This window comes from Exiguobacterium sp. HSB13 (assembly GCF_056764755.1).
This window is the reverse complement of sequence record NZ_JBUZOM010000002.1, coordinates 306,626-327,865: the sequence shown is the minus strand read 5'-3', so window position 1 is coordinate 327,865 and position 21,240 is coordinate 306,626. Positions and strand designations below refer to the sequence as shown.

Below are 21,240 nucleotides of genomic sequence, written 5' to 3'. Positions count from 1 at the left end.
ATTTTAATTATTTTTTTCGATACCGCGCATAGGTCGTCGCGAGTGCGACCGCAAGGACCAGCCCTTTGATGATATTCAACGAATAGTATGGAACAGACAGCATGACAAGACCATTTTCAAGAATCCCGACGAGACAAGCCCCAATGAGTGTGCCGAGTGCATTGGGTTTCCCTTGTCCTGCGAACGATGAGCCGATGAATGCCGCTGCGACCGCTGGCATCAAGTAACCGGAACCGGCGTTGATTTGCGACGATCCGACTTGTGACGCAAGCAAAATCCCACCAATTGCCGCAAGTAATCCAGCGATCAGATACGCAAGTGCCCGGTAGCGGTTGACACGAATTCCTGTCAGTCGTGCGGCTTCCGGATTCCCGCCGATGATATAGAGAAAACGACCGTGTCGCGTATGGCTTAAGAAGACGTGTGTCACGGCGACGACGACGAGCATAATGACGATGATCCAAGGTGCTTGGCTGATTTTCGCGAATGCCTCCGGAATCGTGCCGACTGTTGGTGTACCGTCCAGGCGCGGCATTCCGGCACTGATTGAACCACCACCGGTATACGTCATCGCCGCTCCTTCGACGATGAACATCGTCGCAAGCGTCGCAAACAAGTCCGGAATCTTAAACCAGACGATCAGTAAGATGTTCACTAGAGCAACGCTAAGAGATAAAAGAAGTGCTAAACCAATCGAGACACCGAGCGGCAGACTGTACCAGACGAAGAACGAGACGACGAAGGAACTCGCAAGCGTCGCGGTCGATCCGACCGATAAGTCAAATCCATTGATCGTCAATGAGACCGTCAAGCCAATGGCGATGATCGTCACGATTGAGATGCTTCGTAAAATATTAATCAAATTCGTCCCTTGTAGGAATGTTGGAGCCGTCGTCGCAAAAAACAGGACGAGGGCAAGGATCGCGAGGACGATCCCCCAGTCGTTCAAGAATCCAAGGATGGGACGTAAACCCTTCCCTCGGTTCGTTTGTTTTGATACTACCTCATTCATCGTTGCCCTCCTCCTGTCGCATACCACAACAAGGTTTCTTCTGATGTGTCCGCCGTCTTCGTTTCATGGACGATCTGTCCATCGAACATGACGTAGATTCGGTCCGTGACGGTCAAAAGTTCATCCCATTCACTCGTCGCGTAAAGAATCCCTTTTTGTTGCTGCGCGAGTCCGTCAATCAGACGATAGATGTCTTGTTTGGCTCCGACGTCGACACCTTTCGTCGGTTCGTCCAAGACGAGTACAGAAACATCGGTCAGTAACCATTTTCCAATGGCGACTTTTTGTTGATTTCCACCGGATAGTTGACCTACTTCCTGTGTCACATCTGCTACTTTGATGCCGAGCTCTTTGACCCATTTCGATGCCTGATCGGCTTCTTTACGACGATCCATCAGCCCCCAGCGGTTGACGAAATCATGGGCTACCGCTGCTGTCAGATTTTCTGCGACAGAATCGGCAACGAGGATCCCTTCTTTTCGTCGTTCTTCTGGGACGAGACCAATTCCCGCTTGAATCGCAGCTTGCGGATTACGAAGACGACGCGTCATTCCACCTATCTGAACCTCACCTTCTTGAAACGGACGGTCTCCGAACAACGCTTTACACAACTCGGTTTTTCCAGCACCGACAAGTCCTGCGATACCAACGACTTCCCCTGCTTGAACCGTCAAGGAGATGTCATGGACGTCCGCATTTGTGGCACTCTCGACCGTCAGTACATTCGTCGCGTTTGCTCGTGACGTTTTGGCAACAGACGTAAGCTGACGCCCGAGCATCTGCTCGACGACAGCTTCCTTCGTGATGTCTGTCAAAAGATGTCGCGAGATGAGTTGACCGTCGCGCATGACCGAAATGGAGTCGCAAATCTCATATAGTTCCTGTAAACGATGCGAGATGAAGATGATCCCAAGCCCCCGTTCGGCTAAACGACGTACGACTGAAAAGAGATGGCTTGTTTCCGCCTGACTAAGCGGCGCCGTCGGTTCATCCAAAATCAAAAAACGGCGTTCTTGAACGAGGGCGCGGGCAATTAATACGAGTTGCTTTTCAGCAAGCCGCAACTCCTCGACGCGTGTCTTAACGGAAATATCTGCCTGTAATGTCGCTAATGCTTCCTTGGCACGCTGTATATAACGGCGCTGGGATACGAAGCCAGTCATCGTTCCGTCCGTCAACAGATCGAGACAGATATTCTCAGCGACCGTCAAATACGGGACAAGCGCCACATCGACCTCTTGTTGGACGAGGTCGATCCCAATCTGTTTCGCATCACGCGGTGACGTGATGGACAACTCCTTCCCGTCGAGACGGATCGTTCCTTCGTCCGCCGTTTCCGCTCCGGATAAGACTTTCATCAATGTCGACTTACCGGCACCATTCGCACCGACAAGCGCGTGGATTTCACCGGATTTCACTTCAAACGAGACTTGTTTTAAGGCTTGCACTCCTGGAAACGCCAGTGAAATCCCAGTCATCTTCAAGTGATGATTGGTAGACGTCATTGTTTTTTATGGACGTCACGCAACCGGTCCATCCACGGCTCATTAAATTTGTCAGACGTACTCCAACCTTTGATGATCGTATCGAGATTATACATCGTCGTGTCCTGCTTCAATGCCTTCTGCTCCACGAGTTTCGCGTCGAGATCAAAGCTATCCGGCGTCTTCTCGCCGGCAATTTTCTTAGCCAGTAATCGCATGTCCGTTTGTCCAATCAAGAATGGATCTACCGCACTCGTCGAGACCCAGTTACTGCCCTTTTCACGCATCAAGTTGATGTCCTGATTCGAGACATCGATCGAGATTAGCGGGATTTCTTGACGTTTATTATCCTTGAGCGATTTATAAGCCCCTTTTGCAACTTCGTCCCACGCTCCCCAAACCGCATCAATGCTTCCTTTCGGATATTTCGCGAGAATCGCATTCATCTTCGTTGCGATATCCCCTTGGACATCTTGGAAGTTTGTCGGTCCAACCGTCTCAAGCGTTTTGATCTTACCGTCTGCTTCGTACGTCTTATAGATTTCCTGACGACGATCGAGCGGGGCAAAACCTGGTCCGAACCACAGTTTGATGACACGGACCGGTTTTTTGTCCGTCACCTTCGTCACTTCATCAAGCGATAGCTTCGCGAGTTGATGATCGTTTTGGAATGTTTCCGTCACACCTTTTAACGCCGTTCCTTTTTTCTTCGTGACCGTATCGAACGTCACGACCTTCAGCCCTTTGTCGACCGCTGGTTTGATCATGTCATAGGCGTAGTCTTCCTTACCATGCGAGATGATGAGCCCATCATAATCTTGCTGAATCGCTTGCGCGACAAGCTCCTTGAACTTGACGTCGTTACCTTCCGAAATGAACGTGCTGACTTTAAAGCCAAGCGCTTCGCCTTCACTTCGTGCGCCATCAAGGAATTGTTTCGTATGGTCGTCCGATGCCAGGTTGCGGATGACAGCGATCTTGACGTCCGATTGAACCCCTTTTGGTACATCCTTGACGACTTTTGTCGTCGTGGCTTCTCCATTCGCACAAGCCGCTAGTAACAGTGCCGGTGCTAGGACTGCGTAAGCTAGTTTTTTCATGACATATCTCCTTATCCGAGGGGTTGAAGCCCTGTTAATTGTTCAATCGTTTCTTCATTCGGTTGAGTGATGACACCAAGTTCGGTGATGATGCCTGTGATTAAGGTGTGTGGTGTGACATCAAACGCCGGGTTGAAGACGGCGACTCCCGCTGGTGCTGTCGCGACACCTTGGACAGTCGTCACTTCTTGCGGATCACGCTCTTCGATTTCGATCGCGTCTCCGGAAACGAGCGAGAAGTCGAACGTCGAGAGCGGTGCTGCGACGTAAAACGGAATACCAAAAGCTTGAGCGAGCAATGCCAATTGGAACGTCCCGATCTTATTCGCGGTATCTCCGTTTCGTGTAATCCGGTCGGCACCGACGATGATCGCATCGATCTGTTTTTCTTTCAGCGTATGGGCGACCATGTTGTCCGTAATTAACGTGACATCGATGCCGGCACGTTGTAGCTCCCATGTCGTCAATCGTGCTCCCTGCAGTAACGGTCGCGTCTCACTCGCAAAAACAGATAATTCGATGCCACGTTCTTTTGCGATGTAGAACGGCGCAAGTGCCGTTCCATAAGCAGCGGTCGCAATCGACCCAGCATTACAAATCGTTAGGATCCGGTCGCCTGACTGGAACAATTCCAGTGCATGAATCCCGATTTGACGTGACGTCTGCGCATCCTGGTCGTATAAGGCGACCGTCCGTTTTTCCAACCGTTCACGGATCTCTTCTACCGACGTTCCGTCTTGAATGATTGGATTCAATTGATCGAGGACATTTCGTAAGTTGACGGCCGTCGGTCGTGTCGCGAGTAACGTCGCTGATGTCTCAAGCAAAGCTTGCTTATAGATCGACAGTTCTGCTTCAAACCGGTACGCTTCCTGAACGAGTACGAATCCACCGAATAGGCTGATCGCAGGTGCGCCCCGGACACGCAATTGTTTGATTGCCTCAACTGCTTGCGCAAGATCAGTAATGACTTCATAGTGTTCTTCCTGCGGTAGACGTGTCTGATCAAGAATCGTCAAGACACGGTCTTCGTAACGGATACTTTGAACAAATGCACTCATCGGCTTAACTCCTCCGTTACGTCAAAGTTTCGTAAATCATCAAATGTCCGGCATTCTGTCCGACGTTTGATTAACGCTGCTCCTAGACGGAGGGCGTGACGTTTTCGCTCTAAGCGTTCCGTCGTTGAATCGATTGATTCTAAATCAGCGACTGGTGCGAGACCGATCGTCCGCCGAATCAATTCGCAACCGGCGAATCCAAGGGCATCCTGTAAGATCGTACTCAGTACATCATCAACAAGTCCCGATGCCTGGAATGGTTCGACGGCTTCCCGTTCCCATAAGGCACGGAACGTTGAAGCAAACGTCAGCCAGAACGTATCGATGTCCTTGATTCTTGCGTCACGTCGTGTAGGGTAATCTGGATATGCCGCGAAGAAAAGATGGGCGATGAATTGCCCGACATCGAATCCGAATGGACCATAGAAGGCGAATTCTGGATCGATGACTTTCGTTTCCGTCGCCGAAGCGAAGATGCTTCCTGTATGTAGATCGCCGTGTAGCAACGCATCCCCTTTCGTGATGAAGAGCGCTTCGAGTTTTGCGACTTCGCGTTTTAACTCATCGTCTGCCCAAAGACGTGCCACTTCTTCCTCCAGTCCGGCTTCAATCTCGTTCGTCTCCGCGTCATGAAACGGATCTGTGAAGATCAGTTTTTCTGTGATATCGCACAAATCTGGATTGTAGTACGTTCGGGCAACACGTTTCTTTTCAACCGGACCAAGCGCAAAGTCCGATGTATGGAATAAAGTCCGAGCGAGATAAGAACCGATATGTTCCGCAAGCAACGGATACTGTTCACCCGCGAGCAGTCCAGTCCGAACGATCGTCAGATGTGAAAGATCTTCCATGACCGTATACGCCTCTTCGTGACTAGCATGAAAAACACGTGGTACGAACGGCACGGCATGCCGGGCGAATTCACGGAGTGCGGATTGCTCAATCCACGCCCGCTCAAGCGATAACGGCCAGCTCTCACCGACGACTTTTGCGTACGGGAGTGCTTGTTTTAGAATCAATCGATGTTCACCTTCTCGAATTCGGAAGACGAGGTTAAGGTTCCCATCGCCAATCTCTTCTGCTTCGACGGCTCCGTCGCCGATCAGTCCTAATGAGCGGACCCGTTCAATCGCGTCCTGTTCTGTGAATGCTTTGTATGTCATCTCAGTTTCCCCCTAATGTAATACACGAAAAAGCGCCTCTTTTCGTCATCGAAAAGAGGCGCAGGAAAGTCACTGCGTCCTCTTATCTCTCAGACGAAACGTCTGTTGGATGTAGCACCGTGCCTAGTGGTCGGTTGCTGCGGCGTCATCGGGCCAATTCCCTCTGCCAACTCGCGATAAGAGTCGTATGTAGTTGTCGTGTGTGATATTGATTTGAATCTTACGCAATCGACTTCCTCGCTGTCAAATCGAAATCAAGCAGAAATCGATATCGTTTTCATGCCATCTATAGAAAGAGTATTTTCAAAAAAATAAATTTTCTAAAAATAGTTTGACAAGTGACGATTCTCATGTAAAAATTGCAATTAGATTTCACAATTTCATCCAATTCTTATCAAGAGCAGACGGAGGGACAAGCCCTACGATGTCGCAGCAACCGACCTTTTGGCACGGTGCTAATTCTTGCAGCTACTAAAGCTGACAGATAAGAGTCCACGTTCGAATCATTCATGGTCTCTTGTCGCTGACGAGAGACCATTTTTTTGTTGAAGGAGGAAAGACATGGGTTATATCACTGCTACTTATCAATTGACTGCCCGCAATCGACTCGAGCAACGCGCTGAACAACTCGCGCTTGGTTTGACGGTCGGTTCTTGGACGGAACTGAATCATCTCGAGCAACAACAACTCGCCTCGTTCAAAGGGGAGGTCGTACATACGGAAGAGCGCGATGGAAAAGGATATATCACGATTCGTTATCCGGAACATAACGTGTCGCGCGACTTTTCTGCGATTCTGACGACCGTCTTCGGGAAACTTTCACTCGACGGTGAAATCAAATTAACGGAACTTCTGTTACCGGACACGTTCACACCAGATTTTCCAGGTGCGAAGTTCGGTATCGAAGGGGTCCGTTCCTTAATCGGTGTCGAAGATCGACCGTTGTTAATGAGTATCTTCAAAGGGGTCATCGGACGCGATCTATCATTCCTTCGTGATCAACTTGAAGGACAACTCGCTGGTGGGATCGATCTTGTCAAAGATGATGAGATCCTATACGACAATCCGTTGACACCGACGATTGATCGGGCACGGATCGGACGAGAGGTCATCGATGCTCACTTCCACCAGACTGGTAAACGCGCGTTGTATGCGATCACACTTAGTGGTCCCGTCTTTACGCTCAAGGATCAGGCCAAACGGTTGATTGATGCTGGAGCGACTGCTTTCTTGTTGAATACCTTCACTTACGGACTCGACGTCTTACGTGAACTGGCACGTGATCCGGAGATCAACGTTCCGATCTTCAATCATCCGGCATATAGCGGTGCGTTGATCGCTAGCCCGAATCACGGAGTCGCAGCTCCTGTCTTACTTGGCACATTACCACGTGCTGCTGGAGCAGACTTGACGCTATTCCCGTCTCCTTACGGCAATGTCGCTTTGCCAAAGGATGTCGCTCGTGGCATCACGGTCGAAGCGACCCGTCTCGGTCAGACGAAATCGATCTTCCCGGTTCCTTCAGCCGGTATTCATCCCGGACTCGTCGCTCAACTCGTACAGGACTTCGGTATCGATTCCGTCATCAACGCCGGCGGCGGAGTACATGGTCATCCGCAAGGTGCTGCGGCTGGCGTCATCGCTTTCCGTCAAGCACTCGATGCGGCACTCGCAAATGAGTCCCTATCGACGGCAGCATCGCGTCATGAAGAATTACGGATCGCCCTCGACGCTTGGGGAATCAAGTCATGACCGTACGGATTCTTTGTGACTTCGACGGTACGGTGACGACGCAGGATAATATCATTGCACTCATGCAGGCATTTGCGCCAGCGAGTGACTTCGAACCGTTGAAACGCGGCGTACTCGACCGGACGCTATCGATTCAGAGTGGTGTCGGGCAAATGTTCGCACTTCTGCCGTCTGACGGAAAAACAGCCTATCTTGACTTTTTGTTGGAGCGCGCCGTTATTCGCGACGGATTTTCGGAATTGCTTCAGTACAGTCGTCGTCAAGGCATCGATTTTTCGATCGTCAGCGGTGGGATGGACTTCTTCGTCGAACCGATCTTAGCGCCATTCCTTGAACATGAACAGATTTACTGTAACGTCGCCGATTTCAGTGGTCCATTCGTCCATATCGATTGGCCGAACGCCTGCGATGCCCATTGCACAAACGGGTGCGGCTGTTGTAAAACATCCGTTGCCCGGACATTGCGTAAAGACGGTGACATTATCATCGTCATCGGCGACTCGGTGACGGACTTCGAACTTGCGAAACAAGCGGATCGTGTCTATGCCCGTGATTATCTGATCACGTTGTGTGAAGAGAACGATATCGCCTACACACCGTTTGAGACGTTCCACGATATCGTTCATGATTTAACACGAGCGGAGGTGACAACATGACATTCATGCGACGGTATGAAGAGCTACGCGCCATCAAACAAGAGCTTGCGGCGCGCGATTGGTTCCCTGGTACGAGTGGCAATCTCGCCATTCGGACGTCCGGTGTTCCGGTTGAATTCCTTGTGACGGCAAGCGGAAAAGATAAACGGCAGACGACTCCTGACGACTTCGTTCATGTCGATGCGACCGGTCAATTAATCGGTGAGCAATCCGGGCGTCCTTCCGCTGAGACATTGCTCCATGTCGAGGTGTTCAACCGAACGGACGCTGGTTGTTCCCTGCATGTCCATACGATTGCGAACAATGTGATTTCGGAACTCTATGGCGATCAAGGCAGTATCACCTTTTCCGGGCAGGAAATCATCAAGGCACTCGGCAAGTGGGAAGAAGATGCAACGGTCACGGTACCGATCATTCCAAATCATGCGGACATCCCGACACTTGCTGCTGCTTTTGCACCGTATGTCACAGCGGACAGCGGTGCCGTCCTGATCCGCAATCACGGAATCACGGTCTGGGCACCGACCGCTTTTGAAGCAAAGAAACACCTCGAAGCCTTCGAGTTTTTATTTAACTATACGTTGACGTTGCAATCATGCCGTCAATCTATTCATTAAAAGGAGGAATCATCTCATGGCAACAGTCTTTTTCCAAGAAACAAACACACGGTATACGGATCAAACGGAAGTCGCTGACTTCCTTGCGTCACGCGGCGTTCTTTACGAACAATGGGACGTTTCGAAACTTCCAGCGCATCTCGTTGAAAACTTCACACTGACGGATGCAGACAAACAAACGATTCTCGATACGTTCGCTCCAGAAATCAAAGATGTATCAGAACGTCGTGGGTATCAGACAGCTGATATCATTTCACTTTCGGATACGACACCGAACCTTGATGAGTTGCTCGTCAACTTCCAGAAAGAACATCATCACACGGATGACGAAGTTCGTTTCATCGTCAGCGGTCACGGCGTTTTTGCGATCAAAGACGAAGAAGTCGGCTACTATAACATCGAACTCAACCCTGGTGATTTGATCTCCGTTCCTGTTAACACGCGCCACTACTTTACGCTTCAAGACGATCGTAAAGTAGTCGCTGTCCGGATCTTCGTCACGACAGACGGCTGGGTTCCGATTTACGAGAACGAGACATCCACAGTCTCTTAAAGACTATAAAAATGCCCATTCTCTTCTATATGAAGGGATGGGCATTTTTCTTATCGCACAAACATATCACTACATTGACACGTAACCGATATAATGAAGGAAAAGCGATGAGGAAGTGAGCGTCATGCATATTCGTCCCGTAACGGAACACGACTTACCAGCGATTCTCGCCATCTATAACGAAGGCATCGAAGATCGGATCGCAACGCTTGAGACCGACCAAAAGGACTTATCCTTCATGACCCAGTGGTATGCGGAACGCACCGATCGATATGCCGGATATGTCGCTGAAGATGACACAGGTGTCCTCGGCTTCATTTCCCTCGATCCGTATAATCCGCGTCCTGTCTACGCATCCGTCGGTGAGATTTCGGTTTATATCACTCGGACTCATCGTGGACAAGGGATTGGCACACGTTTGCTTGAAACGGCTGAACAACATGCGCGCGATCATCAGATGCATAAACTGATTCTCTTCACCTTCCCGTTCAATAAAATCGGACAAAAACTCTATATCCGCTCCGGGTTCCGGATTGTCGGAACGTTTAAGGAACAAGGACAGTTGAACGGCGAATATGTCGACGTTATGGCGATGGAGAAACGCTTGCGATAGGATTCATTGAATGCCAGATGGGGAATAGTTAATCCGAGTCATTGAGAGAGGATGAACCTAATGGATATTCAACAAATTCGTAATGCAACGCTCGTCGTCACGTATGCCAATCAAGTCTTACTGATTGATCCGTTCCTCGGCGAAAAAGGCAGTTTGCCTCCTTTCGGACAGACACCGAATGCCGTCGCCAATCCACTCGTCGACTTACCGGTCGATGTCAACACACTGCTCGATCCTGACGCTATCTTTGTTACGCATCTGCACGCCGATCATTTCGACGATGCTGCTAAACAACTATTACCCAAGCATTTACCGATTTATGCGCAGCAAGAAGAGGACGCGCAACACATCCGAGAAGCCGACTTCACGAACGTTTCTTCCTTCGATGCCGGTGTGACGATCGGTGATATCCAAATCCATCGAACAGGTGGACAGCATGGTGTCGGTGAAATCGGTGAACGGATGGGACGTGTGTCTGGACTCGTCCTCACGCACCCGGACGAACCGACACTTTATATCGCTGGGGATACGATCTGGTGTGACGAGGTCGCACACGCGATTGAACAGCATACCCCCGACATCATCGTCGTCAACAGCGGCGCTGCTCAGTTCCTGACCGGAGAACCGATTACGATGTCACAACGCGATCTCCTTGCGGTACACGAAGCAGCAGCGGAAGCAACGATCATCGTCTCGCACCTCGAGTCCGTCAATCATTGTCTCCTGCGGCGCGATATGATTGCTGACTTTTTAGCCGCCTTCCACCTTTCTGCCCATTTCCTCATTCCAGAGGATGGCGAAACGATGTCATTTTAAGAACAAACCAAAAGTCTCTTTTCGAAATCCATCGAAAAGAGACTTTTTTTATGGAATGACCAACCCTAATAATCGAGCAAAGGCGACTGCCTGTTCTTCCGTAATGACAGCACCTGGTAAAAATCGTGGATCGATCGTAATACCAGAGAGTTCCGTCTGCCGGAGATCGAGGCCTTTTAACGGTGTTTCAATCCATTGGCTATCGGTAAGCCGGACCGCTTCGAGTTTCCACTGGGTCGGTTTCACTTCGAAGAACTGCGCTTCTTTCATCGTCGTTTCACTCCAGTGTTGATGACGGAGCGTACTGCGAATGAACTGTACGTAATCCGCAAGTCCTTCCTGAATCGTCAAATGGTCCAGCGTACAATCTTCGAACTGAACACCCGTCATCCGGCATCCGACGAAGGATACGCGGTGAAAACGAGTTTCTTGGAAGTGACATCCCGTTAAGTCACATTGCTCAAAACGGATATCTTCGAACGAACCACGGTCAAAGGTCAGATTCGCGAACGAGATATTTTGAAAACACACTTGATAGGCATCGATGCGTTCTGTCAGTTCACTTGGCATCGACTCTTTCTCATAACGCGCTCCTTTCAGATACGGGTCATCGATTTCGACTTGATCGAAGATCTCTAGCTGAAGTGTTTTCGGTAATTCTGGTAAACGGATATTGGTCTCTTTCAATGAAGGTTCCCCCTTTTTTCTCTCCCTTAGTGTATCAAACTCCTTTTATATGAGGGAAAATCGTTCAAATCCCCCTTTTTTCAACAGTTTTTATTTTGAGACACTTTGAGACCATGCTATAGTCAAGGAAACCAAAATAAGAACATACGTTCTTTTATGTAAAGGAGTGATTCAGATGTTTCCTTCCGTCGTTTTACCACAAGATAAACGTATTTTTTGCGTCGACAGTGTGTCCTTCTACGCCAGCTGTGAATGCCAGTATCGCAATCTCCCACCCTTGACGACACGCCTGGCGGTCGTCTCCGATTTAAAACGAAGCGGGTCCGTCATTCTCGCTGCCACCCCTGCCTTAAAAGCACTTGGAATCAAGACAGCCGGTCGATTATATGAAATCGAGCAATTGCCATACGCTGTTCGTCGTACGATTCAACTTGTCGAACCACGTATGCTCGCTTATATGAAGACGTCAATCCGTGTCCTTGATGTCCTGCACCAATTCGCCCCACCTGAAGCCATTCGCGTCTATTCGATTGACGAAAGCTTCATTGATATGACCGGAACCGATCGCCTATTTGGTTCCGATCTGCAAGCTGCCCACAAAATTAAAGAGGCAATCCTGAAACAAACCGGCATCCACGTCCGCATCGGGATTGGTCCAAATAACGTCATCGCGAAACTGACCCTTGATTTAATCGGGAAAAAAGAAGGCATCGCGCGATGTGGATATGCTGATGTCGCACGACGTCTTCATGATTTTCCGATTCGGAAGATGTGGGGGGTCGGACACCGCATGGAACAACATCTGCAGATGATGGGGATTGAAACAATCGGTGATCTTGCCATGCGCCCCGTCGAAGAGTTACACGAACGCTTCGGTGTCATCGGTGCCGAACTGTGGCATCACGCTTGGGGTCTTGACGCGTCACCAACACTCCTTGCCCCTCGTCATTTGTTCGAGAAAGCCCCTCAACGGACGATTGGACACGGTGTGACGTTGATGCAGGACTATTATCAGTTCGAACGCATCCGAAATGTGCTCAATGAACTCGTGCAGGATGTCGCCGCACGTTGTCGCTTTTCGAATCAAGTCGGCTGGACCGTTCACATTGGTGTCCGCTATTCTCGAAACGTCGTCCGAAGTGGTTTCTCCCGTCAAGTACGGTTGCCTTATCCAACATCCGATGAACGCATCATTCTGCGTCACGTCTTACAATTGTTCGAACCGAATTGGCTCGACGGAGAACCTGTTCGTTTTTTATCCGTTTCAGTGGGACATTTGACTGCCGATCAAGGCACCTTACAGTTGTCGTTGTTCGAGGATAATGCGCGACTCTGGAAACGGCGACGGTTATTAAAAGCAATGGATGTCGTCAATCTTCGCTACGGAAAAGGGACGATTCGCCTCGCTGTCTCGTTTCTTGATACGAGTGTCGCCAAACGTCGCCTTCGTTTCGTCGGCGGTCATCCGGGAGGTGATCTTCATGACAGCGTATCGTGATCGGGGAAATTTAAAATGGATTCCTTTTCTCATGCCGGAACATTTGCAACTGCTGCGGGAATATTATGTCCAGATGCATCAGCTCGACTTGCCTGAAATTGATGAACAGTTGCAAGAATCATGGCACTTTCTGCTTCAAGAAGCTTTAATAGAAGGAAACGAACTTGAAATCACGTATTATAAGGAAAGTAGCTACGTGACGGTCGTCGGTTTCGTGGAACGACTAGCACCCGAACGTTCCGTTCTCTTTCTGCGCGGACGTGAAGTCATTGAAATTCCCTTCACACGAATCGTCCGGATCGAAAACGGGTAAGCTCTCATACAGATGGATGCTTTAAATCGTGCCCGGAAAGAAGGAATAGTCATGTTGGATTGGTTTACTTCCCTCCCCGTCGTCGTGCAAGCATTGCTTGCCGGAATGATGACGTGGGGGTTAACCGCACTTGGTGCGGCACTCGTCTTTGTCTTTACGACGATTGAAAAACGCGTCATGAACATGATGCTCGGTTTTGCTGCTGGCGTCATGATTGCCGCGTCGTTTTGGTCGTTGCTTGCTCCTGCGATCGAGTTCACGGAGCAGGATGGTGGAATCGCTTGGATTCCTGCCGCCATCGGTTTTCTCGCTGGTGGATTTTTCGTCCGTCTCCTCGACTTCGTTACACCGCATTTGCACTTATCTGCACCACTCGAGACAGCGGAAGGTCCTTCGACAGGACTCAAGAAAACGACGTTACTGTTTCTTGCGATCACATTGCACAACATTCCTGAAGGTCTTGCGATTGGTGTCGCTTTCGGTGCCGCTGCCTTGAACATGGACGGAGCGACCGTCGCCGGTGCCTTGACCCTCGCACTCGGTATTGGGATTCAAAACATGCCGGAGGGGGCTGCCCTATCGATTCCATTACGCGGTGAAGGGATGTCGCGCCGGCGCGCCTTTCATTACGGTCAATTGTCAGCGATCGTCGAACCGATTGCCGCGATGGTTGGAGCGGCTGCGGTCTTCTTCGTTCAACCGCTTCTACCGTATGCGTTATCGTTCGCCGCTGGTGCGATGATTTTCGTTGTCGTCGAAGAATTGATTCCGGAATCACAAGCAGAGAACGGATCCGATTTAGCAACACTTGGTCTGATGGTCGGTTTTACTGTCATGATGATTCTTGACGTCGCTTTAGGATGAGCCTGTTGCAAAACGAGTAGTGGACGATACCGTCTCCTGCTCGTTTTTCTGTTTGTAGATCCAGGCATATTCCAGTGAAGCCAATCGATTTGAAGTTTTTCTGACCTTGTGTCCTAACAGAAAGATTTCCTTTTCTTTCATACTGTTTTAGTATGAATGGAAATGATCGAATCTCCTGATCTATCCGATGAAATCTAAATCCATCTATTATCTTATCCAAACGAATTTAAATCGTACAACGCGTCTTACACATCCAATCGTCTCTCAGACCTGCGCCCGATATTCCAATTAGTTCTATCTCACAAGAATAAAACATGATATGTTTTTACATAGCACATCATATAGAAGGAGATTACCATGACAATCATTGAACTTTTAAAAGCGCTCTTACTCGGTTTCGTCGAAGGGATGACGGAATTTGCACCAGTCTCTTCCACGGGTCACATGATCATCGTCGATGACATGTGGTTGCAAACCACGGAATTTCTAGGTAAATATTCGGCGAACACCTTTAAAATCGTCATCCAGCTCGGATCGATTCTTGCGGTCGTCGTCGTCTTTTGGAAACGTCTCTTCAGCTTGATCGGTTTGTATAAGATTGAAGGCGAACATGACGCATCAGGAACACACAAGCTAAAACTACGTCACGTCTTGATCGGTCTTCTACCAGCAGCTGTTCTTGGGCTGTTATTCGAAGATTTCATCGATGAGAACCTCTTCTCGATTGAAACGGTCATCATCGGTCTTGCTGTCGGTGCCCTCTTGATGATCGCAGCCGATAAATTCGGACCAAAGGAACCCAAAACGACATCGCTTGATCAGATTACATATCGCCAAGCAGCACTCGTCGGTCTGTTCCAATGTATTTCGCTTTGGCCTGGCTTCTCCCGTTCTGGTTCAACGATTTCTGGAGGGGTCTTCCTCGGGATGAATCACCGGACGGCAGCTGACTTTACGTTCATCATGGCTGTACCGATCATGTTCGGTGCAAGTTTCCTCTCGCTCGTTAAGAACTGGGAGAACATTCAACCGAACCACTTCGCATTCTATGCTGTTGGTTTCGTTGCGTCGTTCGTATTTGCCCTCTTATCGATTCGCTTCTTCCTGAAGCTGATCAACAAGATCAAACTCGTTCCATTCGCGATCTACCGTCTTGTCTTAGCAGCTGTCTTAGCTGTCATCGTCTATATGTAAGTTCAAACCGTTAGCTATTTTAGCTGACGGTTTTTCATTTTTTTGAAACTAATTCACTTCGTTAAGGGTATATAGGGATGAGACATAACTAAAGGAGTGAATGCCACATGGCACGCAGAAGTCGGAGTAGATCAAAACTCCCATTAATCATCGGAGTCGTTGTTGTTGCCGTAATTGCCTTTTTAGCAATCGGACAATACAACAGCCTCGTCAATGTAGAAGAAGATGTATCGAATAAATGGTCGCAAGTCGACAACCAAATCAAGCGTCGTGCGGATTTGATTCCGAACCTCGTTGAAACCGTTAAAGGTGTCGCGGGTCAAGAAGAAAAAGTCTACGGTAAAGTCGCTGAAGCTCAAGCTGGTCTTGCGCGCGCTGCTTCAACCGAGCAGCGGATTGAAGCCGACCAACAAGTCACGTCTTCGCTTCGCGGATTGATTGCCTTGCAGACGACTTATCCAGAACTAAAATCAAGCGAACGATTCCAATCGTTGATGGATACGCTTGAAGGAACAGAAAATCGTCTCGGGATTGCCCGCAAGGATTACAATGATGCTGTAACCCTCTATAACAAAAAACGTCGGAGCTTCCCAACAACACTCTACGCATCCGCCTTCGGATTCGAGAAAAAACCGTATTACGAGATTTCAGACAGCGACCGGGAAAATCCGACCGTCGACTTTAACAGTGATTCGAAATGATTCGGCGGTGGACGCGACTTCTGTTGAGCGCGTTCCTCGTCTTCTTCCTCTTCGTTCCAACAGCTAGTGCCGTTTCAGAACGGACGGGAGCAGCGTTCTTCATTCAGGATGATGCTCAGCTGCTCACTCCTTCGGAAGAAGCCGAACTCGCGCAACTTGGTCAGGAACTCGAACAATATACGACGGCACAAGTCGTCCTCAAGACGGTTCCCGATCTAAAAGGACAGGATTTAAGCTCTTACGCCAATGAAACGTTCCGGCGCCAAGGCATCGGTCAAGAAGGAAAAGACAATGGTGTTCTTGTCGTCGTCGCCCCGAACGAAAAGGATCGCCAATTCCGGATCGAGGTCGGTTATAAACTCGAAGGGATTCTGACGGACATCACAGCCGGACGTATCCTCGATCAGTATGCTATTCCCTACAAGGAAAACGGTGAGTATGGAAAAGCAGCGTCCGAAACGTATAAAGCGGTCGTCAGTGTCATTTCAAAGGATCAGTCGCTCGAATCACAGGATCCTCCGAAAACACAAAATGACGATGGACTTCCGATGTGGACGAAGATTCTGATTGGTGCTGGATTACTGATCTTATTGTTCCTCGATATGAAGTTCACCGGTGGTATGTTCTTCTTTGCCATCTTGAACATCTTCTCCGCGATCATGCGTGGTGGCGGTGGAAATGGTGGCAGTCGCGGTGGTGGCGGAAGTTCCGGCGGTGGTGGTGCCGAACGTTAGAAAAGGAGTCATTTTTCATGAGGATCATCTTAGGGTATTACCTCCTCCTGACACTCATCGGATTTGTCTCGATGTGGCAGGATAAACGTCGGGCACGACAACATGCTTACCGAACACCGGAAGCGACACTATTGACGATTGCTTTCTTCGGTGGTGCGCTCGGTTCTTGGATTGGTATGTACACAGTCCGGCACAAGACAAGGAAAGCGAAGTTCCAATGGCTCGTTCCGATGGCTGCTATCTTGCATCTCGCTTTCTGGTTTGTTTACACTTCACAATAAAAGAATGTAACCGATAGAGAAGAGAACGTACGGAAATGTGTCCGTCGTCCCTTCTCTTTTTTGTATGAGGTCAATGATTATGAAGAATAGGTTTAATTTCTTTTTCTCTTAGGGTAAAGAATTTAACCAATTTAATAAATACATCTTTTTTCGATGTATTGAGAGGTGGACATCCCTTTATGTGGCATCCTTGCGCCGAATGTACGACATCAATCCGTTTTGTTGAAGCGGGAGCACTCCATATTCAATCACCAACGCCAGAAATCTATTCCTATCAATCGTTCGAACAGCTCGAACAGTTATTGACATCACTCTTACGTGTAGCGGATTATCCGGTCTCGTGTCGCGCCACACAATCACGTTACGTGACAGCACCCATCCTAGCTTCAGAACTTCTAGAACAACTGAAGCATCGGTCAGCGATCGATTTCATCCAGCATGGGGTCATGACGAGCCATCTACAACCGATTTATGATATCCAGCGCAACGTGCTCGTCGCGAACGAAGCGCTATTACGCGCAGCAGATGACAATACCCCGATCTCACCTGGTGTCCTGTTTTCGACAGCCTCGAAGATGGGACTTCATTCCCGTCTTGATCAACGAGCGCGTGAAGAAGCTATCCGTGCGACACATCATATCGGCGGCACAACAAAAACGTTCATCAACTTTCTTCCTTCGACGATCTATAATCCGGAGTATTGTCTGCGCCATACGTTTGAGATCGTTGAGCGTTATCAAGTCGATCCAAGTCGACTCGTCTTCGAAGTCGTCGAAACGGAAAAAATTGAAGACGTCAATCATTTGAAACACGTCTTCGAACAGTATAAAAAGCAAGGCATTCAAGTGGCACTGGACGATGTCGGCGCTGGTTTCTCGACACTCGATATGTTGTCCTTGCTTCAACCGGATTATATTAAAATCGATCGTTCCTTCATCGATCACTGCGATACGAACTCAGAAAACGAAGCCTTTTTACGAAAAGCCCGTCATCTGACACGAGAAATGGGGATTCAAATCTTAGCAGAAGGCATCGAACGGCAAGAAGAACTCGATCTTTGCCGCGAACTCGGCTTTGATCTTGGTCAAGGATACTTACTCGGTCGCCCTGCTCCTTATGCTCGCTTTGCGAAAGCACAATAAAAATACGCACATGGACCGTCTGATGATTCGGTCCATGTGCGTATTTTTATGTTAAGTCGTCGAAACAGAAACCGTCTCGTTCCGTGTAATAGCATCCACTAGTTGTTCTGCTGACACGATCGGACGCAACAGACGGCATAGTTCCTCTTGCGCTGTCCGTAAAGCAAGTGTTTCGACGACATCGAGCGATAATGCGAAATCTGCGAGTGTCGTCGGCTGCTCTTGTGCAAGAAGATAGTCACGCAACTCTACATAATCATCATCATGTCCGAGTAGCTTTTCCTGAACAAGTAGTCCGTAACCGACCTTACTCCCGTGTAAAAACGCATGCGTTTCTGGATGAGGAGACAACGCGTTATGCACTGCGTGTCCGATTGCACCACGCGTCGCCGCGTCACCAAAACCGCCAATGCTTCCGGCTAACGGAATGACAGTTTCGACGAGATGTTGTATTTCAACGGGATACTCACGAAAACGCGTTTCCGTTATAGTCGTCGACAAGATAAGATCCTTACAACGCTCAGCTGTCCGGAGTGCCATCTCGATGACGGGATCCTCAGCTGATGATCCGCTTAAGGCACGTGCTTCATACCACTTCGCTAGCGTATCGACGAGCCCCGCTACGAAATAATCATACGGACTTGCTGCGATGATCCGATGATCGAGTAAAAGCGCTTCAATCACGACGGGGAACGTATCAAATCGGATGTACTGTCCCTCTTCGTTATACATGACACTAAGCGGAGTCCACGGAGCACAGTTCGAGACAATCGTCGGAATGATAATGATCGGTCGCTGTAATTGAAACGCGACCTGTTTTGCCGTATCGATGACACTCCCACCTCCGAGTGCAAGAATCACATCGTACGGAGCACATGCTTGTTTGAAAGCTTCCACCTGTTGATCTGTACAATGTCCTTCAAATAAAAGACGTGGTAATTCTGGTAAAGCAAAAGCGGCTGCTTCATAGGCTTGACGTCCATGAATCAGGACTGCTGAACGATCGCCTATCACTTCTTCGAGTTGATCCAGTGCGTGTTCCTCATGTATGTATTGTAAAACAGCTTGCCGAATCATAGAATCGCCTCCTAATATTTGTTATCGCTCAGTATACGCAAAAGAACTCACTTCGGCAATCATTCGATTTTTACAAGAGGAGCGCGTACACTAGAAAAGAGAAGAATTTACTACAAAGGAGTCGATGAATCGATGCAACAGATTACGTTAAACAACGGCATCAGCATGCCCCAACTCGGATATGGTGTCTTTAAAGTACCGGAAGAAGAAGTATATGAAGCGGTCAGCGAAGCACTCCGCGCCGGGTATCGTTCAATCGATACGGCGATGATTTACGAGAACGAAGAAGGCGTCGGTCGCGCGCTTCGTGACTCGGGCATCCCCCGGGAAGAGATCTTTCTGACGACGAAAGTCTGGAATTCTGATCACGGCTTCGAAGAAACACTTGCCGCTTTCGAGACGAGTCTGCAAAAGCTTGGTGTTGATTACGTCGATTTGTATCTGATTCATTGGCCGATGCCAAAAGAAGATCGTTATGTCGAGACATGGCGGGCGCTCGAACATCTCTATGCAGAAGGAAAGACGCGTGCCATCGGTGTCTCGAACTTCCATATTCCTCACTTGGAACGAATTTTAGCCGAAGGATCGATTGTTCCTGCCGTCAATCAGATCGAACTCCATCCGTTCCTCAGCCAAGAAGCAATCCGAGATTTTTGCCGTAAGCACGGTATCGTCGTCGAAGCCTGGAGTCCGTTGATGAAAGGACGCGACGCGTTGACGCATCCGGTCATCGTCGATATCGCCGACCGTCATCAGAAAACGCCGGCTCAAGTCGTCCTCCGTTGGCACCTGCAACACGACATCGTTGCGATTCCGAAATCCGTTACGCCAAGCCGCATTCGCGAAAATCTCGATGTCTTTGACTTCATCTTGTCAGACGCTGATATCCAAGCGATTGATCAATTGAACGCCAACGTGCGTACAGGATCAAATCCGGATCATAAATAAGACGAGACGATTCTCGTTTAATCTCTATACAAAAAGAAGGTACTTTTCGGATTTGATCCGGAAGGTACCTTCTTTGATTACGACCCTGATACGTGATTCCATTCAATTATTTTAGCGGTCTAAATTATTTCCATGGTCTTGCTTGGCGATGTCATCTGATTGATGTTTCGATTGACGATGTTCTTCACCGTCTTGCGTTGCATCATGTTCTTTTTCCTCGCGTTCTGTTTCCGGACGTCGGAAATCGTCATCCCGACGCATCGCGATATCCGGTTCCCGGTTCCCGTCGAGCTTTTTCGAATGATCGATTGCCTGCTCATCTTGTGGCATCTTATCGGTACCGGCACGATGCAGATCAATCTCTGCATGTTCTTCTTTCGAATCTTTATCAATATCAAGCGGATTACCTGAGCCGAGCTGTGCGTTGGAATTCACATCTGATGACGTATGCGTCTCTTCACCACTACCATAACGGACCTTTACATCAGGATGTGTATTGTCTGTATTTAAATGTGGATCGAACTGAATATCTTGGACTTCAAGCAGAAGAACGAATCCCCCACCTTCGACTTCCGTTTTTCGTTGTTCGATCTCATTATCTGATAGATCAAGTGATCCGAACAGATCATCGACTTCTTGATCACGACCTTTGTTCCCACGAATCCGATCAATCCAAGACGGTTTCGTCGTCGCGATCTCTGCATCCATCTGACTACGGACGAGTGCGATGTTCGACTTTTCCTTGACGATGACGTAAAAGTCTTCCTCCCGATGTCCTTGAATGTGTAATTCGTCCATTTTTGAGATCAATTCTTCCTCTGAATAGAACGTTCCGATATATTGTTTCGTTTTCATGGATGTTCTCCCCTTATTAACACGATTTGTCATGCGTGACTTCTATAAGGAGTATTTCCTCTTTTGCGTTAAAATATGCCAAAAAACATGCGTTCTATTAAAACGTCATCTGTTTGACA

Annotated in this window: 23 protein-coding genes and 2 riboswitches; of the genes, 15 read left to right on the top strand and 8 right to left on the bottom strand. The window is 48.8% G+C overall.

The window, feature by feature from the left end; genetic code table 11:
• Nucleotides 1-7 precede the first annotated feature (7 nt).
• Genes ACZGCQ_RS13420 through mtnK form a run of 5 tightly spaced genes read right to left on the bottom strand, consistent with a single transcriptional unit; the run spans nucleotide 8 to nucleotide 5,820 of the window.
• A complete protein-coding gene (locus ACZGCQ_RS13420; protein WP_481266576.1) occupies nucleotides 8-1,012 on the bottom strand; it encodes an ABC transporter permease in 1,005 nt (334 codons plus the stop codon).
• Entirely contained in the window at nucleotides 1,009-2,517 is a 1,509-nt protein-coding gene (locus tag ACZGCQ_RS13415) for a sugar ABC transporter ATP-binding protein (protein ID WP_481266575.1), read from the bottom strand. The genes ACZGCQ_RS13420 and ACZGCQ_RS13415 overlap by 4 nt, the downstream gene beginning before the upstream one ends.
• Nucleotides 2,514-3,596: a sugar ABC transporter substrate-binding protein gene (locus ACZGCQ_RS13410; protein ID WP_029340727.1), complete on the bottom strand. Its 1,083-nt coding sequence runs from the start codon at nucleotides 3,594-3,596 to the stop codon at nucleotides 2,514-2,516. Before ACZGCQ_RS13410 ends, ACZGCQ_RS13415 begins: the two co-directional genes overlap by 4 nt.
• Before the next feature lie 11 nt (nucleotides 3,597-3,607).
• The gene (gene mtnA, locus ACZGCQ_RS13405) at nucleotides 3,608-4,657 is read right to left on the bottom strand and encodes an S-methyl-5-thioribose-1-phosphate isomerase (protein ID WP_481266574.1); all 1,050 of its coding nucleotides are present in this window, start codon (nucleotides 4,655-4,657) and stop codon (nucleotides 3,608-3,610) included.
• A complete protein-coding gene (mtnK, locus tag ACZGCQ_RS13400; RefSeq protein WP_029340725.1) occupies nucleotides 4,654-5,820 on the bottom strand; it encodes an S-methyl-5-thioribose kinase in 1,167 nt (388 codons plus the stop codon). Before mtnK ends, mtnA begins: the two co-directional genes overlap by 4 nt.
• Nucleotides 5,821-5,899: 79 nt before the next feature.
• Nucleotides 5,900-6,003, bottom strand: a riboswitch (SAM riboswitch).
• A 205-nt stretch (nucleotides 6,004-6,208) separates the two neighbouring features.
• Nucleotides 6,209-6,311, top strand: a riboswitch (SAM riboswitch).
• A gap of 70 nt (nucleotides 6,312-6,381) precedes the next feature.
• Between mtnK and ACZGCQ_RS13395 the strand changes: the two genes are divergently transcribed.
• The 6 genes from ACZGCQ_RS13395 (at nucleotide 6,382) to ACZGCQ_RS13370 (ending at nucleotide 10,827) form a co-directional block, all read left to right on the top strand.
• Nucleotides 6,382-7,572 carry a 2,3-diketo-5-methylthiopentyl-1-phosphate enolase gene (locus ACZGCQ_RS13395; protein ID WP_481266573.1) on the top strand — a complete coding sequence of 397 codons (1,191 nt, stop codon included), beginning with the start codon at nucleotides 6,382-6,384 and terminating at the stop codon, nucleotides 7,570-7,572.
• Nucleotides 7,569-8,228, top strand: a complete 660-nt coding sequence (locus tag ACZGCQ_RS13390) for a 2-hydroxy-3-keto-5-methylthiopentenyl-1-phosphate phosphatase (protein ID WP_481266572.1) — start codon at nucleotides 7,569-7,571, stop codon at nucleotides 8,226-8,228. The genes ACZGCQ_RS13395 and ACZGCQ_RS13390 overlap by 4 nt, the downstream gene beginning before the upstream one ends.
• Complete coding sequence (locus ACZGCQ_RS13385) at nucleotides 8,225-8,845, top strand: methylthioribulose 1-phosphate dehydratase (RefSeq protein ID WP_481266571.1); 621 nt, start codon at nucleotides 8,225-8,227, stop codon at nucleotides 8,843-8,845. The genes ACZGCQ_RS13390 and ACZGCQ_RS13385 overlap by 4 nt, the downstream gene beginning before the upstream one ends.
• 16 nt (nucleotides 8,846-8,861) lie before the next feature.
• Complete coding sequence (locus tag ACZGCQ_RS13380; RefSeq protein WP_481266570.1) at nucleotides 8,862-9,398, top strand: 1,2-dihydroxy-3-keto-5-methylthiopentene dioxygenase; 537 nt, start codon at nucleotides 8,862-8,864, stop codon at nucleotides 9,396-9,398.
• 124 nt (nucleotides 9,399-9,522) lie between these two features.
• The gene (locus tag ACZGCQ_RS13375) at nucleotides 9,523-10,011 is read left to right on the top strand and encodes an arsinothricin resistance N-acetyltransferase ArsN1 family A (protein ID WP_029340721.1); all 489 of its coding nucleotides are present in this window, start codon (nucleotides 9,523-9,525) and stop codon (nucleotides 10,009-10,011) included.
• Nucleotides 10,012-10,071: 60 nt separating this feature from the next.
• Nucleotides 10,072-10,827, top strand: a complete 756-nt coding sequence (locus ACZGCQ_RS13370; RefSeq protein ID WP_481266569.1) for an MBL fold metallo-hydrolase — start codon at nucleotides 10,072-10,074, stop codon at nucleotides 10,825-10,827.
• Nucleotides 10,828-10,875: 48 nt separating this feature from the next.
• Here the strand turns inward: ACZGCQ_RS13370 and ACZGCQ_RS13365 are convergent, their stop codons facing one another.
• Nucleotides 10,876-11,514 carry a pentapeptide repeat-containing protein gene (locus ACZGCQ_RS13365; protein ID WP_481266568.1) on the bottom strand — a complete coding sequence of 213 codons (639 nt, stop codon included), beginning with the start codon at nucleotides 11,512-11,514 and terminating at the stop codon, nucleotides 10,876-10,878.
• A 175-nt stretch (nucleotides 11,515-11,689) separates the two neighbouring features.
• Here ACZGCQ_RS13365 and ACZGCQ_RS13360 point away from each other — a divergent pair, with 175 nt between their 5' ends.
• The 8 genes from ACZGCQ_RS13360 to ACZGCQ_RS13325 all read left to right on the top strand — a co-directional run bounded on the left by ACZGCQ_RS13360 (nucleotide 11,690) and on the right by ACZGCQ_RS13325 (nucleotide 18,241).
• On the top strand, nucleotides 11,690-13,012 hold the full coding sequence (locus ACZGCQ_RS13360; RefSeq protein ID WP_481266567.1) for a Y-family DNA polymerase: 1,323 nt from the start codon (nucleotides 11,690-11,692) through the stop codon (nucleotides 13,010-13,012).
• A complete protein-coding gene (locus ACZGCQ_RS13355) occupies nucleotides 12,996-13,325 on the top strand; it encodes a YolD-like family protein (RefSeq protein ID WP_029340717.1) in 330 nt (109 codons plus the stop codon). The genes ACZGCQ_RS13360 and ACZGCQ_RS13355 overlap by 17 nt, the downstream gene beginning before the upstream one ends.
• A gap of 51 nt (nucleotides 13,326-13,376) precedes the next feature.
• Nucleotides 13,377-14,189, top strand: coding sequence for a ZIP family metal transporter (locus ACZGCQ_RS13350; RefSeq protein ID WP_023467025.1), 813 nt, complete (start codon nucleotides 13,377-13,379; stop codon nucleotides 14,187-14,189).
• 357 nt (nucleotides 14,190-14,546) lie between these two features.
• Nucleotides 14,547-15,383 carry an undecaprenyl-diphosphate phosphatase gene (locus ACZGCQ_RS13345; protein ID WP_050677129.1) on the top strand — a complete coding sequence of 279 codons (837 nt, stop codon included), beginning with the start codon at nucleotides 14,547-14,549 and terminating at the stop codon, nucleotides 15,381-15,383.
• 107 nt (nucleotides 15,384-15,490) lie between these two features.
• Nucleotides 15,491-16,084: a LemA family protein gene (locus ACZGCQ_RS13340; protein ID WP_481266566.1), complete on the top strand. Its 594-nt coding sequence runs from the start codon at nucleotides 15,491-15,493 to the stop codon at nucleotides 16,082-16,084.
• Nucleotides 16,081-16,818 carry a TPM domain-containing protein gene (locus ACZGCQ_RS13335; protein WP_481266565.1) on the top strand — a complete coding sequence of 246 codons (738 nt, stop codon included), beginning with the start codon at nucleotides 16,081-16,083 and terminating at the stop codon, nucleotides 16,816-16,818. The genes ACZGCQ_RS13340 and ACZGCQ_RS13335 overlap by 4 nt, the downstream gene beginning before the upstream one ends.
• Before the next feature lie 17 nt (nucleotides 16,819-16,835).
• The gene (locus tag ACZGCQ_RS13330) at nucleotides 16,836-17,099 is read left to right on the top strand and encodes a DUF1294 domain-containing protein (RefSeq protein ID WP_481266564.1); all 264 of its coding nucleotides are present in this window, start codon (nucleotides 16,836-16,838) and stop codon (nucleotides 17,097-17,099) included.
• A gap of 179 nt (nucleotides 17,100-17,278) precedes the next feature.
• On the top strand, nucleotides 17,279-18,241 hold the full coding sequence (locus ACZGCQ_RS13325; RefSeq protein WP_050677132.1) for an EAL domain-containing protein: 963 nt from the start codon (nucleotides 17,279-17,281) through the stop codon (nucleotides 18,239-18,241).
• A gap of 51 nt (nucleotides 18,242-18,292) precedes the next feature.
• On the opposite strand, the gene ACZGCQ_RS13320 is transcribed toward ACZGCQ_RS13325, so the two are convergent.
• Nucleotides 18,293-19,318: an iron-containing alcohol dehydrogenase family protein gene (locus ACZGCQ_RS13320; RefSeq protein ID WP_481266563.1), complete on the bottom strand. Its 1,026-nt coding sequence runs from the start codon at nucleotides 19,316-19,318 to the stop codon at nucleotides 18,293-18,295.
• A 132-nt stretch (nucleotides 19,319-19,450) separates the two neighbouring features.
• Here ACZGCQ_RS13320 and ACZGCQ_RS13315 point away from each other — a divergent pair, with 132 nt between their 5' ends.
• Complete coding sequence (locus ACZGCQ_RS13315; protein ID WP_481266562.1) at nucleotides 19,451-20,266, top strand: aldo/keto reductase; 816 nt, start codon at nucleotides 19,451-19,453, stop codon at nucleotides 20,264-20,266.
• A 111-nt stretch (nucleotides 20,267-20,377) separates the two neighbouring features.
• On the opposite strand, the gene ACZGCQ_RS13310 is transcribed toward ACZGCQ_RS13315, so the two are convergent.
• Nucleotides 20,378-21,121, bottom strand: a complete 744-nt coding sequence (locus tag ACZGCQ_RS13310) for a general stress protein (RefSeq protein ID WP_029340709.1) — start codon at nucleotides 21,119-21,121, stop codon at nucleotides 20,378-20,380.
• Nucleotides 21,122-21,240 lie beyond the last annotated feature (119 nt).

Bases quoted from the DNA above. Each gene is read 5' to 3' on its own strand.
- ACZGCQ_RS13370 (WP_481266569.1), top strand. From the start codon at position 10,072: ATGGATATTCAACAAATTCGTAATGCAACGCTCGTCGTCACGTATGCC.
- mtnK (WP_029340725.1), bottom strand. From the start codon at position 5,820: ATGACATACAAAGCATTCACAGAACAGGACGCGATTGAACGGGTCCGC.
- ACZGCQ_RS13325 (WP_050677132.1), top strand. From the start codon at position 17,279: ATGTGGCATCCTTGCGCCGAATGTACGACATCAATCCGTTTTGTTGAA.
- ACZGCQ_RS13390 (WP_481266572.1), top strand. From the start codon at position 7,569: ATGACCGTACGGATTCTTTGTGACTTCGACGGTACGGTGACGACGCAG.
- ACZGCQ_RS13340 (WP_481266566.1), top strand. From the start codon at position 15,491: ATGGCACGCAGAAGTCGGAGTAGATCAAAACTCCCATTAATCATCGGA.
- ACZGCQ_RS13420 (WP_481266576.1), bottom strand. From the start codon at position 1,012: ATGAATGAGGTAGTATCAAAACAAACGAACCGAGGGAAGGGTTTACGT.
- ACZGCQ_RS13335 (WP_481266565.1), top strand. From the start codon at position 16,081: ATGATTCGGCGGTGGACGCGACTTCTGTTGAGCGCGTTCCTCGTCTTC.
- ACZGCQ_RS13310 (WP_029340709.1), bottom strand. From the start codon at position 21,121: ATGAAAACGAAACAATATATCGGAACGTTCTATTCAGAGGAAGAATTG.
- ACZGCQ_RS13415 (WP_481266575.1), bottom strand. From the start codon at position 2,517: ATGACGTCTACCAATCATCACTTGAAGATGACTGGGATTTCACTGGCG.
- ACZGCQ_RS13380 (WP_481266570.1), top strand. From the start codon at position 8,862: ATGGCAACAGTCTTTTTCCAAGAAACAAACACACGGTATACGGATCAA.
- ACZGCQ_RS13320 (WP_481266563.1), bottom strand. From the start codon at position 19,318: ATGATTCGGCAAGCTGTTTTACAATACATACATGAGGAACACGCACTG.
- ACZGCQ_RS13315 (WP_481266562.1), top strand. From the start codon at position 19,451: ATGCAACAGATTACGTTAAACAACGGCATCAGCATGCCCCAACTCGGA.
- ACZGCQ_RS13375 (WP_029340721.1), top strand. From the start codon at position 9,523: ATGCATATTCGTCCCGTAACGGAACACGACTTACCAGCGATTCTCGCC.
- ACZGCQ_RS13410 (WP_029340727.1), bottom strand. From the start codon at position 3,596: ATGAAAAAACTAGCTTACGCAGTCCTAGCACCGGCACTGTTACTAGCG.
- ACZGCQ_RS13330 (WP_481266564.1), top strand. From the start codon at position 16,836: ATGAGGATCATCTTAGGGTATTACCTCCTCCTGACACTCATCGGATTT.
- ACZGCQ_RS13355 (WP_029340717.1), top strand. From the start codon at position 12,996: ATGACAGCGTATCGTGATCGGGGAAATTTAAAATGGATTCCTTTTCTC.
- ACZGCQ_RS13395 (WP_481266573.1), top strand. From the start codon at position 6,382: ATGGGTTATATCACTGCTACTTATCAATTGACTGCCCGCAATCGACTC.
- mtnA (WP_481266574.1), bottom strand. From the start codon at position 4,657: ATGAGTGCATTTGTTCAAAGTATCCGTTACGAAGACCGTGTCTTGACG.
- ACZGCQ_RS13345 (WP_050677129.1), top strand. From the start codon at position 14,547: ATGACAATCATTGAACTTTTAAAAGCGCTCTTACTCGGTTTCGTCGAA.
- ACZGCQ_RS13350 (WP_023467025.1), top strand. From the start codon at position 13,377: ATGTTGGATTGGTTTACTTCCCTCCCCGTCGTCGTGCAAGCATTGCTT.
- ACZGCQ_RS13360 (WP_481266567.1), top strand. From the start codon at position 11,690: ATGTTTCCTTCCGTCGTTTTACCACAAGATAAACGTATTTTTTGCGTC.
- ACZGCQ_RS13385 (WP_481266571.1), top strand. From the start codon at position 8,225: ATGACATTCATGCGACGGTATGAAGAGCTACGCGCCATCAAACAAGAG.